The sequence below is a fragment of the Maribacter luteus genome (genome assembly GCF_009674825.1).
Classification (GTDB): domain Bacteria; phylum Bacteroidota; class Bacteroidia; order Flavobacteriales; family Flavobacteriaceae; genus Maribacter_A; species Maribacter_A luteus.
The window spans coordinates 98495-115897 of record NZ_WKJH01000003.1 but is presented as its reverse complement, the minus strand read 5'-3'; the positions used below and the strand labels follow the sequence as shown (position 1 = coordinate 115897).

General features: G+C 36.5%; 13 protein-coding genes and 1 pseudogene. 7 read left to right on the top strand and 7 right to left on the bottom strand.

The window, feature by feature from the left end; all coding sequences use genetic code 11:
- Positions 1 to 16: 16 nt before the first annotated feature.
- The 6 genes from GJ691_RS06330 to GJ691_RS06305 all read left to right on the top strand — a co-directional run bounded on the left by GJ691_RS06330 (position 17) and on the right by GJ691_RS06305 (position 7694).
- Complete coding sequence (locus GJ691_RS06330; RefSeq protein ID WP_154364958.1) at positions 17 to 499, top strand: ABC transporter ATPase; 483 nt, start codon at positions 17 to 19, stop codon at positions 497 to 499.
- A gap of 107 nt (positions 500 to 606) precedes the next feature.
- Positions 607 to 3519 carry a serine hydrolase domain-containing protein gene (locus GJ691_RS06325; protein WP_154364956.1) on the top strand — a complete coding sequence of 971 codons (2913 nt, stop codon included), beginning with the start codon at positions 607 to 609 and terminating at the stop codon, positions 3517 to 3519.
- 161 nt (positions 3520 to 3680) lie between these two features.
- Entirely contained in the window at positions 3681 to 4829 is a 1149-nt protein-coding gene (gene bshA / locus GJ691_RS06320; RefSeq protein ID WP_179955046.1) for an N-acetyl-alpha-D-glucosaminyl L-malate synthase BshA, read from the top strand.
- Between the two features lie 67 nt (positions 4830 to 4896).
- Entirely contained in the window at positions 4897 to 5295 is a 399-nt protein-coding gene (locus GJ691_RS06315; protein ID WP_154364954.1) for a hypothetical protein, read from the top strand.
- A 119-nt stretch (positions 5296 to 5414) separates the two neighbouring features.
- Positions 5415 to 6581 (top strand): OmpA family protein, encoded by a 1167-nt coding sequence (locus GJ691_RS06310; RefSeq protein ID WP_154364952.1) that lies wholly within the window; start codon positions 5415 to 5417, stop codon positions 6579 to 6581.
- Positions 6582 to 7328: 747 nt separating this feature from the next.
- On the top strand, positions 7329 to 7694 hold the full coding sequence (locus tag GJ691_RS06305) for a hypothetical protein (RefSeq protein ID WP_154364949.1): 366 nt from the start codon (positions 7329 to 7331) through the stop codon (positions 7692 to 7694).
- Positions 7695 to 7748: 54 nt separating this feature from the next.
- On the opposite strand, the gene GJ691_RS06300 is transcribed toward GJ691_RS06305, so the two are convergent.
- The 7 genes from GJ691_RS06300 to GJ691_RS06270 form a co-directional block, all read right to left on the bottom strand.
- Positions 7749 to 8711, bottom strand: coding sequence for an MraY family glycosyltransferase (locus GJ691_RS06300; protein ID WP_179955045.1), 963 nt, complete (start codon positions 8709 to 8711; stop codon positions 7749 to 7751).
- 51 nt (positions 8712 to 8762) lie between these two features.
- The gene (locus GJ691_RS06295; RefSeq protein WP_154364945.1) at positions 8763 to 9671 is read right to left on the bottom strand and encodes an NAD-dependent epimerase/dehydratase family protein; all 909 of its coding nucleotides are present in this window, start codon (positions 9669 to 9671) and stop codon (positions 8763 to 8765) included.
- A gap of 206 nt (positions 9672 to 9877) precedes the next feature.
- On the bottom strand, positions 9878 to 10630 hold the full coding sequence (locus GJ691_RS06290) for a glycosyltransferase family 2 protein (RefSeq protein ID WP_154364942.1): 753 nt from the start codon (positions 10628 to 10630) through the stop codon (positions 9878 to 9880).
- A 496-nt stretch (positions 10631 to 11126) separates the two neighbouring features.
- The gene (locus tag GJ691_RS06285) at positions 11127 to 12197 is read right to left on the bottom strand and encodes a glycosyltransferase (RefSeq protein WP_154364940.1); all 1071 of its coding nucleotides are present in this window, start codon (positions 12195 to 12197) and stop codon (positions 11127 to 11129) included.
- A 14-nt stretch (positions 12198 to 12211) separates the two neighbouring features.
- Positions 12212 to 13423, bottom strand: a complete 1212-nt coding sequence (wecC, locus tag GJ691_RS06280; RefSeq protein ID WP_154364939.1) for a UDP-N-acetyl-D-mannosamine dehydrogenase — start codon at positions 13421 to 13423, stop codon at positions 12212 to 12214.
- The gene (wecB, locus tag GJ691_RS06275) at positions 13423 to 14544 is read right to left on the bottom strand and encodes a non-hydrolyzing UDP-N-acetylglucosamine 2-epimerase (RefSeq protein ID WP_154364937.1); all 1122 of its coding nucleotides are present in this window, start codon (positions 14542 to 14544) and stop codon (positions 13423 to 13425) included. The genes wecC and wecB overlap by 1 nt, the downstream gene beginning before the upstream one ends.
- Before the next feature lie 217 nt (positions 14545 to 14761).
- A complete protein-coding gene (locus GJ691_RS06270; protein WP_154364935.1) occupies positions 14762 to 15856 on the bottom strand; it encodes a glycosyltransferase family 4 protein in 1095 nt (364 codons plus the stop codon).
- A 397-nt stretch (positions 15857 to 16253) separates the two neighbouring features.
- Here GJ691_RS06270 and GJ691_RS06265 point away from each other — a divergent pair.
- Positions 16254 to 17375 (top strand): annotated as a pseudogene (locus GJ691_RS06265) (IS3 family transposase).
- Positions 17376 to 17403 lie beyond the last annotated feature (28 nt).

Below are 17403 nucleotides of genomic sequence, written 5' to 3'. Positions count from 1 at the left end.
CCCAAAATCTTTTACTATGTTAGTAGATTTCAATGCATTACCGGATTCATCCAAAATATGGGTATTCCAGGCCAATAGAAGTTTTTCCGATTCGGAATTGCAGGAAATAGGGCTGGAGTTAGATGCATTCATTGAGGAGTGGACTACCCATGGTAGTGATTTAAAGGCCGGTTACGAGTTACGGTACAAGAGATTTATAATATTGGCATTGGATCAAACGTTGACTTCGGCCTCTGGCTGCTCTATTGATGCATCGGTACATTTTATCCAAAAATTGGAAAAGAAATACGATGTGGAATTATTGGATAAGATGAATGTATCTTATAAACAAGGGGATTACATAGCCTACAAACCATTGAGCGAATTCAAGAAAATGGCCAAGCAAAAGGCGGTTTCAAAAAACACTATAGTTTTTAATAATTTAGTAACAAATAAAGGGGAATATTCAGAGCATTGGGAGGTTCCTGCTTCTGAAAGCTGGCATAGCCGTTTTATGTAGTTTTTTCTTGGTGTTGTATTTGCAATCGATATGTTTTAACATAAGGGTTACTTAGTGATATGCAATATTAATTTTCCTTTTAAGTTATTTCCTTAGACTTGTCCAATATGCGTTTGTATAGCATTTTTTCATTTTTCTTATTATTTATGTACTGTGCCAATGCACAGCATAACCCATTGGTGGTCAACGATAGCCTTGGGCAAGAGCGTTGGGTCGAATCCCAGTACAACGCCATGTCATTGGATGAAAAATTGGGGCAATTGTTCATGGTGAGTGTAGCATCAAGCCAGGACAAGGCTAGTATCGCCAACATAAAAACCCTTATAAGGGAAGAACATATAGGTGGGGTTATTTTTTCCACTGGGGGACCCATCCGACAGGCAAAAATCACAAATTCATTTCAATCCCTATCCAAAATACCTCTATTGGTCGGGATGGATGCGGAATGGGGTTTGGCCATGCGATTGGATTCTACCTATGCTTTCCCGTGGAATATGACATTAGGGGCCATAAAAGATAATTCAATTGTAGAAAAAGTTGGGAAACAGATAGGATTACATGCCAAACGGTTGGGGGTACATATAAACTTTGCCCCCGATATCGATATCAATACAAATCCTTTGAATCCCATTATCGGAAATCGCTCTTTTGGTGAGGATAGGGAAAATGTGGCCAATAAAGGAATCGCCTTTATGAAAGGTATGGAAAGTGCAGGCGTACTCTCTAGCGGAAAACATTTTCCAGGTCATGGTGATACGGCAACGGATTCGCATAAGGCATTGCCGTTGATACCCTTTACAAGACAACGTTTGGATAGTTTGGAACTCTACCCTTATCGCAGGTTAATACAAGAGGGGTTAAGCAGTGTAATGGTGGCACATTTGAATGTTCCGGCCATGGAAATCCAAGAAGATCTTCCTTCATCTATATCAGAACAGATAATTTCTGGAATCCTAAAAGAGCAGATGGGCTTCGAAGGTTTGGTCTTTACAGATGCATTGAATATGAAGGGGGTAAGTACCAGGGGAAAGGATGGCGATGTTGAGTTGGCTGCTTTTTTGGCGGGCAATGATATTTTATTAATGCCCACAGCGGTGACCAAGGCCAAGGAAAAACTGCAAAAGGCATATGAAAGTGGAAGGATTTCGGAGGAAAGACTTGCCAATTCCGTTAAAAAAATCCTATTGGCCAAATATAAGGTCGGGCTAAATAAGTACAAACCTATTCCGATTGATAATCTATATGAAAATCTTAATGGGTTGGAGAATGACCTCATTTATGAAGAGGCCATTGAGAATGCCATCACTGTGGTCAAGAATAAATTCTATCTTTTGGGAATCAAGAAATTGGAGAATAAAAAAATCGCTTATGTAAAATTCGGGGATGCCGACAGTAAGCCATTTCTTGATGAGTTGAATAAATATGCAAAAGTCACCCAGGTTAATGGTAAAGACCTGGCTACGCTCAAAGAAAAACTTAAGGACTATAATCTAGTGATCATAGGGCATCATAAGAGTAATGAAAGTCCATGGAAAGCCTATAAGTTTACAAAGCAGGAGTTGCAATGGTTACAGGGAATAGCCAGTGAGAGGTCTTCTAACCTTGTCCTCGCCGTATTTACAAAACCTTATGCTTTAAAAGATATAACTTCGTTCAACAGTATAGACGGAGTTGTCGTTGCTTATCAAAATAGTGTATTGGCACAACAGAAAACGGCCCAGCTTATTTTCGGGGCAATTAGTGCCAAAGGTGTTTTGCCAGTATCATCACATGCTGATTTTCCGGTTAATACTTCTGTAAATCTAAGTTCATTGAAACGTTTGGGATATAGTATTCCCGAACGGGTGGGGTTAAGCTCGGGGAAATTGGCCGAGGTCGATAGGCTTGTACATAACGGATTGGATTCATTGATGTTTCCAGGGGCCCAGGTTTTGGTGGCCCGAAAAGGGAAAGTCGTGTATAACAAAGGTTTTGGAAAACCTACCTATGCCTCCACTGATAGTATAACCACGGACCATATTTACGACCTTGCTTCGTTGACAAAGATATTGGCAACCTTACCTATGTTAATGAAAATGGAGGAAACGGGAAAAATCGCCTTGAACGATACTTTTCAGGATCTAATACCCGAATATTCCGATACCGCAATTAAGAACGTGACCGTTTTAAAGGCATTGTCGCATTATGGGCGTTTACCGGCATGGATAGCTTTTTATGTCAGTACATTGGATGAAAAAAGAAAACCTTCTTCAGAGTTTTATAGGAACAAGCCAACCCCAGGATTCAGTATCAAGGTAACCGACAATCTCTATTTGACCGATGCTTATAAGGATTCCATTTACAATAGAATAGGCAGACAGGACCTGAAATCGAACCGATATCGGTATAGTGATGTCACTTATTATGTAATGAAAAAATATATAGAAGACACCTATAAGACCCGTTTGGATAAATTGGCGGACGATTTTCTGTATAAACCTTTGGGGGCCATGGATACCAGTTATAATCCGTTGGAAAAATTTCCAAAAAATAGGATCGTGCCTACAGAGGTAGATAAGTATTACCGTTATCAAACAGTGCAAGGTTATGTGCACGATATGGGTGCGGCCATGCAAGGTGGCGTAGGTGGGCATGCAGGACTGTTCAGTAATGCCAATGATGTTGCAAAGATCATGCAAATGTACCTACAAGGAGGTGAATATGGTGGAACCCGGTTTTTGGATGCGAGGACCATAAAAAAATTCAATACCTGCTACTTTTGCGATAAGAACGTACGAAGGGGGGTTGGATTTGATAAACCACAGTTGAAGGAAAGTGGCCCAACTTGCGGATGTGTTTCTAGAAAGAGTTTTGGTCATAGCGGTTTTACGGGTACCTTTACTTGGGCCGATCCAGAGGAGGAAATCGTTTATGTTTTTTTATCGAACAGAACCTACCCGTCTTCATCGAACACCCTTTTAGTTAAATCTGCGTTAAGAACCAGGATTCAGCAAGCTATTTACGATGCTATTATCAATTAAAAAGTAGTTTTGTAAAAATGAGATTGCATTTTTTAGGAGGTCAATTCGTATTGATGATAGAATAATTGTTTTTTTATTAAGGAAATCATAGAATACCGACTAAGATCGAATAGGATTTATCCTTATTTCTTTTTTATTGAATAATATAAAATTCTCAACGAGTGAAAATAGCAATAGTTTGTTACCCAACATTTGGAGGAAGTGGTGTTGTGGCCACCGAATTGGGCATAGCATTGGCCGATAGGGGGCATGAAGTACATTTCGTAACTTATCGCCAACCTGTACGTTTGGACTTGTTGAGTCAGCGCATACACTTTCATGAGGTACATGTGCCTGAATATCCTTTATTCCACTATCAGCCTTATGAATTGGCCTTGTCCAGTAAATTGGTCGATACGGTTAAATTATTCGGGATAGATTTATTGCACGTTCATTATGCCATACCCCATGCCTATGCAGGATATATGGCAAAAAAAATGTTGGAGGAAGAGGGAATCTACCTGCCAATGATAACAACGTTGCACGGCACTGATATTACTCTAGTAGGTAAACATCCATTTTATAAGACGGCCGTAAATTTCAGTATCAATCAATCTGATGTGGTAACCGCGGTTTCCGAGAATTTAAAACAGCGAACATTGGAATTCTTTGATATTAAGAAGGAAATTGAGGTAGTTCCCAATTTTATCGATAAATCTAAGTATGAGAATGCATCATACACCGATTGTCAACGATCCATGATGGCTCAGGATAATGAGCGTATCGTTACGCATATCAGTAATTTTAGGGCTGTAAAGCATATTCCCGATGTAATCAAAATATTCAATAAGATCCAACAGGAAATTCCGGCCAAATTAGTCATGGTAGGAGAGGGGCCAGAGAAGGAAAATGCGGAATTCATGTGCGAGCAATTAGGTATTACCGATAAGGTACACTTTTTAGGGAACAGTAATGAAATAGACAGGATATTATGCTTTTCGGATTTGTTCTTACTACCCTCGAAAGCGGAAAGTTTTGGTTTGGCGGCTTTGGAGGCTATGATCAATAGGGTTCCGGTAATCTCGAGTAATGCAGGTGGTATCCCAGAGGTCAACATACAAGGTGTGACAGGGTATTTAAGCGATGTCGGTGATGTTGACGAAATGGCCAGTAACGCTTTGAAAATCTTACGGGATGATGAAACCTTGGAGAAATTCAAGCAGAATGCTGTAAAAGTGGCTGCCAAATTCGATATTTTGAATGTACTGCCGATGTACGAGACCATCTACTTAAAAGCGTATAATACCCGAATGAATGAGATGGTAAAGTAAGATGAGATATTTACCTGTATTTGTTTTTATAGTTCTTTTTTCCTGTAACGGACAGAAAAAAACAACTATGGGGGATGTAAAAGGGGCAAATTCATCAAAAGAAGGTTTAATCTTGTTACTTCAAGATAATTACAGTGGGGCCGACACTTCGGAAACACTGATAATAAGGGACCAAAAATCTTTACAAAAATTCTTTTCAAAGATCAATAGAACGCGAAAACCAGGGATTCCCATACCGGTTGTCGACTTCACCAAAGACATGGTTTTGATCCATTGCCCAGGGGAGCAACCTCTGGGGGAACAGGTTTTATGGTCTATTGCCAATGAAAATGACAAAGAGATAAGGTTGCGGCCATCTGTTACCAAAATGAAAAAAAAAGGTACATCTTCAGTCACTATAAGTCCGTTTAGTGTGTATAAAATACCATTGACATCTAAAAGAATCACTTTTCAGAAAGAGCAGTAAGATGATAATTAGGACTTTTTTTATGTAACCTAACGAAAATCCGTGCAGTTCAAACAACTTATTTGTAGGGGACTTTATTTGCAGATTACTTTGTTTTTTTAAAGCCTAAATTTTAACCTATGAAGAAAAGTATGATGTGTGCATTGGCATGTTCAATGCTTGCCTGCACTCCGATTTTTTCACAAGACGAATTACAACTCACCTCAAAGGATAGTATTGTTCAAAGCTCTTGGATGTTCGGTATCGGTTACAATATCGTAGATGATTCCGGTGATGTTTTCGATCAGTTGTTTTCTGTTGATGAACAATGGAATGCCGTTGCCTTTCCTTCCAGGGTAAGTATAGGCAGGTATTTTAAAAACGGTTTGGGACTTGAGGCTATCGGGACTTATAATAAATATAAGGTTGGTAAGACTGTGGATAATATAATAAACTCTTCTGAAACCACTTATTTAGGATTGGATGCAAGGTTAACCTATGATCTGAACAAATTGATAGGGGAGACTGGTTGGTTTGATCCATACGTTGGGGTTGGGGCAGGATATACCGACGCCAATGATCAAACAAGGGGCACTTACAATGCCGTAGTAGGTTTTAGGGCGTGGTTCTCTGATCGTTGGGGTATAGACCTAAGTTCTTCGGGAAAATGGGCTATGGGCAATGATGAGGCTACCAATCACATTCAACACGCTGCTGGAGTGGTGTATCAATTCGGAATTGAAAAAGGACTTTCTAAAAAAGGAGATGAAAAATTGGCCTTGATACAGGCTATGGAAAAGGAAAATCAACGTATTGCCGATTCCTTGGCCAATGAGCAACGTATCAAAGACGAGGCCGTTCTGGCGGAACGTTTGGCCCAAGAAAAGGAAAAAGCTAGATTGGCAGCGGAAATCGATGCCGAGAATCAGCGTAATCAAGGGATAAAAGAAGCTATCGCTGCCTTAGGTAATGTTTATTTTGATTTTGAATCGTCTTTTTTGAATGCGTCATACAGGAAGAAATTAGACCAATTGGTCGTAATCCTTAAAGAGAACCCTACAATAACCATCTTGATTGGGGCCCATACCGACTCCAGGGGTGCGGCATCCTATAATTTATGGTTATCGGAACAAAGGGCCGAACACACTTTGGAGTATTTGGTAGCTCAAGGAATAACCACGGATAGATTGCAAATAGAGGCATTTGGAGAGACCCAATTGGTCAATGAATGTGATGGTACCGTCCGTTGTTCTGAAAGTAAGCACAGGCTGAATAGGAGATCTGAGTTTGAGGTAATAAATTTTTAGTCCCATAAGCCCCTCATGATAATATGGGAACCTTAGGTGGGTCATATGCTAAAAAAGACTAGGACTTTAAGATACAGTGTTTATACGATGCCTACAATTTTGACAGAGTTTCAAAATGTCGTTCTCATTGAATTAACTAGGTTTATCGGTTGAATAGGATATATAAAGGTTATTTGGAAGGTATATTCAATGCGATCTGGTATTTGGTATTATGCCTTGTAAAAAGGAAGGTGTTTTTGAAAAGCTTCAATCTATTTACTGCTTGAATTTGCCGGAAATTATCTCTTTGGTAAACCCTACCTTATTTATAGTCAGCTTTTTGTAAGCAGTTTCATCGAAATTTAGTTGATATAATCGATTTAAATTCTTTGTATAGTCAATTCGTTTTATTTTAACTAAAAAAGTATGGATATCTCGTTTCATCCAAAAAGTTTATTTAGGATATTATTTGGGATAATATTAGTGCTTTTAACTTTGAATGTTGTTTCTATCCTTATTAATGTGTTCTATATATTGCCATTGATAGAATCTTCACAAACGTTTTATGGATTTAATTATGTCAACTTTTTGGTCAGGCTATTTGACTTTAATGAGGAAATGAATGTTCCCACTTTTTTTTCAGCCTTATTATTGGTTATATGTGCTTTCCTACTTTTTATTATAGGCAAAAGTGAAAGGTTTTTTCAAGGTAAGTATCTTGACTGGTTCGGGTTAAGTTTCGTGTTCCTGTTTTTATCCATTGATGAAATGACCTCAATCCATGAACTTTTGATCACGACTACCAAGGCCCAGTTAAATGTATCGGGTATATTCTTTTTTGCATGGGTCATACCGTATGGAATTGCATTGTTGGTATTATCGGTTATATATTATAAATTCTTGAAACGTCTGCCAAGAACCACGGTCCGATTATTTGTTCTTTCTGCCTTTGTATATATTACCGGTGCACTGCTAATCGAAATGCCGGAAGGGTGGGTAGCCGAGAATTATGGCTTTTATGACCCTTTGTTCTTGATATTGTATACCTGTGAAGAGTTTTTGGAGATGTTGGGTCTATCCATATTCATATATGCCCTAACATCTTATAAATCTTTTTCTCTTAAAATAGCCTAGGTATGGTTGTCTTACCGGATTTTTATAACACTATTTCAGCTTTAGAAAAAAAATCTATTTTTTGTTTACTTTACGTTTTATGATAAAACAGGAAATGGTAAGGATTAAAAGGACTATTAAAGTGAAAAGGATGCCAGTATTGGGTTTGCCCTTTAAAATGCTATAAATGGCTACGCCGTTGATGCATAATTGAACAAAGGCGAAAAGTCCGGAAACTTGTAAATGGGTTAATTCCGTTTTTTGGGTAAGTACTTGGTATAAATGACTCTTATGGGGTTTAAAGATGTTTTCTTTTTTCAGGAGCCTTTCCATTATGGTTACACTACCATCCACGAAATAGACCGAGATAAAAAGTAATGGGATAATACTATTCAATTGAATGCAGAAATGCAATGTTAAATAAAGTATGAAAACACCAATGGTTATGCTGCCTATATCCCCGGCAAAGAAAAGTGCTTTTTTCCTAAAATTGAAAAAACCGAATACGGCCACTCCAATAAACCCATAGATTAAAATAGCGTTGTCTATTATGGGGTTTATTTGATTCATGTATAGAAAAGTGCCGATGGCAACTAATGTATAAAACCCGGTTATTCCATTGATGCCATCCATAAAATTGAAGATATTCAACATTCCCAAACAGGTAATAAAAATGGGAATCAAATACCAAAAGGGCATTTGAAATAGGTTAACCTGATATAAGATAAGTCCAATACCCACAAATTGAAAAACAAGCCGTATTCCTGTGCCAAGAGATCTTATATCATCTATGAAGCTGATTATGGCCAAAATAGCTATGGCTGCTGCCAAATATGGATAGCTAAGTGAATGGGATACAAAATAAATGAGTAGGGCGACGACAAAAATTATTCCACCACCCCTGATCGTCTTTTGGCTATGTGAGCTTCTTTCGTTCGGAACATCTTCTATACCCCATTTTTTGGCCAAAGAAATGTATAGATAAGAAAAAATGAAAAGTGCAATGACGGTAGCAATGTAAGTTAGTGAATCGCTCATATCTATTAAGTAGCAGGAGTGAAAAAACATTCCTTCTTTAGTACTGTTTTGTTAATTCAACCACAGGTTTTTGTTCTTTAGAACTTTTCGTGGGTTCCAACCCATGGCTCTTGCTTTCTCATCGTTAAAAGTTAATGGCTTGGTTATTTTATCAACTTTCATGCTATTTATGGGCATTCTCTTTTGGGTTGTTTTTTCGATTAAATCACCAACCAAGGCGACTAGTTTAATAAATTGGTAGTTTATTGAAATTATTCTCCGGGTTGAAAAGTGGTTTGAAATAGTATCCGAAAGTTCCTTGAATGTAGGGTCATACCCATCTGTTAGATTATAGGTTCCGCCATGGGTCATTATCGTTGGTATGAAATCAGCTACATCATCGACCAACACCATTGATTTTTTTACATTTGCTTTTCCGATATTGAAGTAATATCCTTTTTCTATGCCATTTATCATGGTTTTAAGATTTCCCTTTGGGTTTTTACCGATCAATAAGGGCAATCTTAAGAGTGAAGCTTTTACGTTATTTGATTCAGCCCACTTCTTAATTATGTTTTCCGCCATTATTTTACTTTCGCCATAAGGATCTTGGGCTTGTAAAGGATGGTTCTCGTCAATGTCGGTACCATGGTCTAAACCGTAAACGGCCACTGAACTAATAAAAACAAAAAACTTGGGAACTACTTTGAGGTTCTCCAATAAGTTTTTTGTTCCCTTTACATTCACCTCATAAAAAAGAGTTTCTTCTTCTGGGGTTTTGGGTATTACGTGGGCTTTCCCAGCAGCATGTACAACCAAATCATAGGGTGTTTCCAGTTTTGTAGTCATGTTCGCCAGGTCTGCTATAATGTCGTTTTCGTTAGACCTGCCCAACGTGTCTACCGAATATCCTAGACCATTGAACGCCTCTAGAAGTGACACTCCCAAAAACCCTGATGAGCCGGTCAATAGTACTTTCATTTTTATTAGATTTATAAATATTTAATTTGATCGCATATTTTTGAGTGAACTGGTATTCTTAATAATTTGTAGATTCACTATAAAAAAACAATTCAAAAATAATTTTTTATTTCTAGTAAGTTAGCTTTCAAAAGTACCTGACAATTATATCAGGTAATATTCCGGAATATATTTTTAAAGGTAAAGTCACTCTAGTTACTTTACCTTTAGTGATTAAAATACTGTTTCAATTTAGAACCCACCCTTACCAGAGGATAAAACCATGGTACAGGAAGATTGTTTCTTTTAAAGGCCCTATAACATTCTTTGTTGCCGATATAATGACTATTGAATCCTTTACTGCTTTCACCGCCAAGTCTCATCCGAACCATAGGGAAATCCAAATAAGTTGAATTAATATTAAACCTTTCAATAAATCGTAACATCAATTCAAAATCGGCCGATATTTTATGGTCGGCCTGAAAATAGCCGTATTTCTCATAGATGTTTTTTCTAACAAAGAAACTTGGATGGGCCGGGTGCCACCCCCAACGAAACCCATATTTTTTATTATATGGACCAGTGACCCATTTACGCACTATGACTGAGGTGTCATCTGGTTTTACATAATACAGGTTGCCGAATACACAATCAGCATTATTCTCTTCAAAGGCCTTGACCACTTTGGAAATGACCTCATTTGAATTGTAAAAATCATCTGAATTCAAAATCCCAACAATTTCCCCCGATGCCAGTTTTATTCCCTTGTTCATAGCATCGTAAATTCCCTTGTCAGGTTCTGAAATCACTTGAGCCACGCGATTATCGGTATTTTCAATAACCTCAAGTGTACGGTCTTTAGATGCGCCGTCAATGATTATGTGTTCAATCTCTGGAAAGTCTTGCTCATAGATACTTTTAAGGCAGTCCCCAATATATTTTTCACTGTTATAAGTACCCGTTATGATACTGACCTTCATGATATAATTAATGTTTTATAATTCAATTTTACAGATTTTCATTCAGCAATAATTATCTTGTTTTAGATGGGGATTAAAGGATTTAATAGTACAAATAAAAATTTGAGGTTCTTTGTAGTATGTCATCCTAGTCTTGCCATTTGAGTGCATAAAATTTGGAAACATCTTTTTTTAGCAAGTCACCGTATTCGTACGGCACTTAAAATACGAAATGTTTAACTACCCTCATCATTTGTTGTGAATACAGGTGATTCCAATTATATGTGTGCATAGCTCATAGTGTTCAGATTGTAGGGTTCATCGGGTTGTATTTTCTATTTTTAACGAATAAGGTTTGAACATTCTTCCCCTCACTTCATCTTTAGGATAAATTCACTCAAATAGGAGCCTCCCTTTGCTTTTACATCTATATTTGAGGCTACTTTAATTATGAGTAATATTAAATCCATGTGAAATAAGTGTTTGTTTCGAATTTGATAAACTTATTCCATAAATCTCAAATTGCAAACATGTCTTTGGGCAATTTTTTAATTTGCTGGTGTTTGTTCAATAAGTCTTCTATCTTCAAATTTATTAAAAAATTATACAAAGACTTTCTGTCTGTATCTATCATCCACCCAATTCCATTACTGACAACTCTTCGTCCTACATAAGTATTTGAAGCGCATACTATTGGAATGTTAAAGAACCCCGATTCATAATATTTATTCGGCATGGCAACCTGTTCATTTTCCAAGGTATTTTGATAGACTACAAAATTGAGATTGTTTTTAGAATAAATGTGTTCTAGGTCATCAGGATTTTTAAAAGCCCCGTGAAAAAAAATATTTGAATTTTCTTTACAGGTCTTTTTTATTAGACCAACAGTTTCAGAGTATCCATCTCCATGGAAATTTAATATTATCGATTTATCTGATTTTACAACATCAATTAAATCTTCAATAATTTTAGTATATCGGAAAGCTCCAACATAAGCAATTCTAATTTTATCAGTTGGGATATTTTCTAGAGGTATAACCTTGTTATATGTCTCTAGTTTGTTTTCTTCAATAGACACTTTTTCTTTGTCAATATATTCTTTGTAATATCTATTGTAAAATTCAAATGAAGTAAAAACGACCCGAGATGATATTTTTGCTAAATTTTTATCAAGGTGTTCGAATAGGGTTCTTTTAGGTTTATTTAGATATAGCCACATAATATCGCTAATTTCATAAGTTACATTTGCTCTAAATATGAAAAAACATAGTAGTCTCAAATCTAACCCGAATACATAAATATTTTTTCTTTTAAAGCCAAAAACTATGTATACTAAATAAAGCAATTTGCACAGGCCCAAAAATCTTTTTAAGTATTTTTTATCTTCAATCTCCTGAACTATGTTCAATTTAATATTAGGTTGATTCTTTAATAAATGATGATTTCCTACATTTTTAATATCCCTTAAAAAACCATAAACATGTATGCAGTCATACTTTTCAGACATTTTAATAATCCTCTTTACAACACGTGGTTGTTCTAATGATTGAGCTAAGACTATGAGTTTTTGTTTTTTTAAACTTTCCATAGATATGGGATGTATTATTTAAAACTGCCACAAAAATCCAAAACTACTTTCTTGGTGTTTAATGGCAGTTTTTTAAATTCTTTGTGGGCAACTAAGAAAACGATAATATCTCCTTTATCAAACGCCTCTTGGTAGTCAGTTAATTTAAAAACATTATGTTCTTGAATATTAGGTTCCACAATATAATATTCTTCGTTATTTGCATTTTGTAAGACTTTTTGTACGATATATTTTGCCGGTGACTCCCTTAAATCATCAATGTCTGGTTTAAAAGCCAATCCCATTAAGGCTATTTTAGGTTTTCTACCATGTTCAAGTTCAAATTGTAATTTTTCTTTCTGTACTTTTTCAGCACACCAAAAGGATTTGTAATTATTGACTTCCCTGGCTGTTCCAATAATTTTAGATTCCATGGGGTAATCGGAAACTAAAAAATAGGGGTCTACAGCAATACAATGCCCACCAACACCCGAACCGGGTTGCAAAATGTTCACACGGGGATGTTTATTTGCTAATTCTATTAGTTCCCATACATTAATATCCGCTTTGTCACAGATAAGGGAAAGTTCATTTGCAAATGCTATTTGTACGTCCCTTGATGAGTTTTCGACCAATTTGCACATTTCGGCCGTACGAGCATTTGTTTTGTGTAAGTTGCCTTTGACGTATTTGGAATAAAAATCAACCGCTTTTTCGGTTGATGCTTCATCAACACCGCCAATTACCCGGTCGTTGTGAATTAATTCATACATCACATTCCCGGGCAAGACTCTTTCAGGACAATAAGCAATATATAGTTGGCCTTCCAATTCCGGTCGTTCCTGATATATGAAATCCATCATCTTTTGGGTTGTGCCAACAGGCGAGGTAGACTCAATGATGTAGAGGTCATCTTTTTTCAATAATGGAATAATCGCTTTTGTAGCCGCTTTCACAAAAGAGATATCAGGTTCATTTTTATCTTTAAAAGGTGTTGGTACAACAACAAGGTAGGTATTAGCCGCAGAAGGTGTTAATGAAGCTTTTAAATACCCTTGGCTTACCGCATGTGCCACAGATTCACCTAGGGAAGGTTCAATAATATGGATTTCTCCTTTATTGATGGTGTCAACTACATTTTTATTGATATCTACTCCGAGGACCTTGGTTTTTCCCTCAGCGATTAACGCTGCAGTGGGAAGGCCTATATAGCCAAGACCTATCATTACTACTTCAGGATTGTTCATTATGCCAATTTTTCTATAAATTCTACAATTCGTTCACAGGCTTTGCCATCTCCATAGGGATTGTGCAATTTGCTCATTTCTTTATAACGCTCAGGATTTTTCATGAGATCAATGGTCTCACGCACAATTTTATTTTTATCTGTACCAACTAAAATTACTGTTCCGACATCAACCGCTTCTGGCCTTTCCGTTGTGTCTCGCATGACTAAAACAGGTTTACCCAAACTTGGAGCCTCTTCTTGAACACCACCACTGTCGGTTATTACAAGCTCACATTTGTTCATTAACCAAACAAAGGCCGGATAGGCCAATGGAGCTATCAAATTGACATTGTCTATACCTCCTAAAATTTCATAAACTGGTTTCTGGACTTTCGGATTCAAATGAACAGGATAAATAATTTGTACATTATCTATAGATTCACCAATTTTTTTTAAGGCATTGCAAATATTAATAAACCCTTGTCCATGATTTTCTCTTCGGTGACCAGTTACTAACACGATTCTTTTGGTGAAATCTATCTCACTCTTAAGTTTTTTTATTTCAGGGTCATCAATGTTGTCTACTTTGGAAACACTTTCGAAAAGTGCATCAATAACAGTATTACCGGTAATCAAAATATCCTCTTTTGAAATACCTTCATTACGTAAATTATTATAAGAGGTTTGGGTGGGGGCGAAATGGTAATCCGCTATATGACCCGTTATGGTTCTATTGATTTCCTCGGGAAAAGGGGATTTCTTATTGAAGGTTCGTAAACCTGCTTCAACGTGGCAAATCTTAGCCCCTGAATAAAACCCAGCAATACTTGATCCCATTGTGGTTGTGGTATCTCCATGAACATAGACATAATTTGGTTGAAACTCTTCCAAGACGGGTTGTAACCCTGTAATGATATCAGCAGTCAAGCCATATAGGTTCTGCCCCGGTTTCATTAAGTTTAAATCGTAATCAGGTGTAATTTCAAAAAAATCCAATACTTGATCTAGCATTTCACGATGTTGTGCCGTAACACAGACCTTGGTTTCAAATCTTGGGTTTTTTAAAAATGCCTTGACGAGAGGAGCCATTTTGATGGCTTCTGGTCGTGTTCCGAAAATTATCAAATTTTTATATTTCATGGATAAAAAATTTTTATAAAGTTGGTTTTAAGAAAATACTATTCTTAAAAGAAACAATACAATAGTAATGTATAATTTTAGGAACAAATAATAAAATTGATATAAGACTTATTTTAGAGATAAAGTGTTTCAATATGATATATTAGAACTTTTAAAGGAGGCTGGTCTATATTCATCTATTATAATTTATTGATATTTAAAACAATAAAAAAGCTGGTTAAATTAAACTTTCAAAAAGTGAGACCCATTTATTTCCAATCTTTTTAATATTGAATTCCTTCACAAAATTTTTATTTTCCTTTGAAAACTCATTTCTTGTCATAGTGTTTTCAATTAATAAACATATTTTATTTGCCATTTCATGAATGTCAAATGGAGGTATCAGAAACCCATTTTTATTTTCCATAATAATCTCATTTGGTCCGGTTGGCACATCAAAACTTAGCAAAGGCAGACCTTTGCTCATACCTTCTAATAGTGTCATCGGGAATCCTTCAAACTGCGAAGTCATTACTAACAAAGAATAATCGCCATAAATTGAATATATATCACTTTTATGGCCCATAAGCTTTACCTTCTCGGCTAGTTTATTTTCATTTATTCTAATCTGGATATTTTCATGATATTCACCAGATCCATAAATGTGCCATTCATAATCCTCGTGTTTTGAAAGAACAATTTTGGCAATTTCTATTAAGTGTGAATGAAAGTTTTTCTCTTCATTTAAACGGCCAACACTTAAAATTTTCTTAGTGTTTGGATTATATTTTTGGTATGTTATGTCAAGTTCTGGGTCTATTGGGTTATATATCTGAACGACGTTTCTAGCCAATGTTTTTTGTAGGAAGTTAGTTTTATCAGCTTTTGTAAGAGTGACAACAACATTAACAAAGGCAGCATTAATCCTTTCGTTTAGATATTTTGTCAATAATTTGTAACCTGAAAAGCTAGAATGAGGCCAATACACTAGTTTTGTTCTTAGAAAAAAACTGGATAAAATAGACAAGAGACCAACGTTATGTCCACATAAAACGAGAATATCTATTTCATGTTTTTTTAATAAACGCCTAAGTTTTTTAGAAGCAGGTAAAATACCCCTTTTCATACCCACTTTACTTGTTAAAAGATCATGGAAGATGATTTTTTTGTTCCAAGTATATCCTGAAACAACTGATGGGTAAAAACTAATTATGTGAATTTCATAATTTGTAAATTCGCAAAGCTCATTTGATATTATTGATAATACTCTAGAAATCCCTCCTTTGTGTAGGGAAGATGTCAGTACGAAGCCAATTTTCTTTTTGCTCGTCATTTTTGAATTATTGTTATTACTTCCTGAATATTCTTTTGCCTATCATTTTTAATGAATTTCTAAATATTAGTTTGGGTGTCAATTTTTAAGTTAACATTATCAATAAAAAGGTTTTGAATCAGAAGATTATAAAACATCTAATCTATCTAAGAATGATAATATATTTGTTAAGTCTACTATAAAAGAGATGTTTAAATAAATTTGACTATCAAAAAATCATAAATTTTTTAATAACAAATATAATTTTTTCTTATTTATGTTTAAACAATCATAGATAAAACTATTTACTGAGATATTTTACTACCAAAAATACCTGACCTCCTCCCGATAAACTGGACTGAATAAAACTAGAGAAAATAGGGCGAATAAATGTTTAACGTTAAACAACTATTTGCTTATGAAACGATCAAAGTATTCGGAATCGCAGATCGTCTTTGCGATCAAACAAGTAGAAACGGGGACCCGTATCCAAGAGGTCTGCCGCAAGATGGGGATCAGCGAGGCCACATTTTACAATTGGAAGAAGAAATACGCGGGTCTCGGGGTCTCGGAACTGCGCAGGCTAAAAAACCTAGAGGAGGAGAATTCACAGTTGAAAAAACTTGTGGCCGACCTGAGTTCGGACGAACAGATCTTGCAGGACGTATTGAAAAACAAGTTTTGAGGCCGTTCCGAAAGCGCGGGATGGTCGGTAATATCAGAATGGAATACAATATTTCCATCCAGCGTTGCTGTAAGCTGGTTTTACTGCACAAGAGCGTTTTCTATTACAAGACCAAGGGACGTAGTGATGAACTGTTGCGCATGCGGATGAACGAGATTACCGCTGTCCGGGTACGCTACGGGTTCTGGCGCATCCATATCCTTTTGCGCAGGGAAGGTTTTATGGACAATCACAAACGAATGTACAGGGTCTAGTGAGGAAGGTCTGAACTTGAGGAGCAAGCGCCCAAAACGTAACCGTTCAGCCGCACATTGACAGCCCGAAGAGGGGAGCGCCTCCAGTTTGAACGAATGTTTGAGCATGGATTTTGTCTCTGACCAGCTGTACAACGGCTGTAGGTTCAGGAGCTTGACTGTAGAGGATAATTATAGTAGAAAATGCCTTGCCATCCATGAAGGCAAGTCCTTAAAAGGAAGTGATGTGGTACAAGTCATGGAAACCATTACCTTTGGGGGCAAAGTGCTTCTAAAACGCATAAAAGTGGACAACGGCAGAGAGTTCATCAGCAAGGTATTGGATAAATGGGCTTATGGAAATAAAGTGGAACTGGATTTCTAAAGGCCTGGGAAACCTACGGATAATCCGTTTATCGAAAGCTTCAACGGTTCGTTCAGGGATGAATGCCTGAATGTAAATTGGTTCTTTTCCTTGGAAGATGCACAGGAAAAGTTCGATATTTGGAGGAAGGACTACAACAGCTTTAGACCGCATAGCTCGTTGGGGGACATGTCCCCCAACGAGTATATCGAAATAAATGAAAATAGCCCTGATTCTCTAGTTATGACAAGTACCTAATTATGGGAGGAGGTCAAGGAAAGAAAGC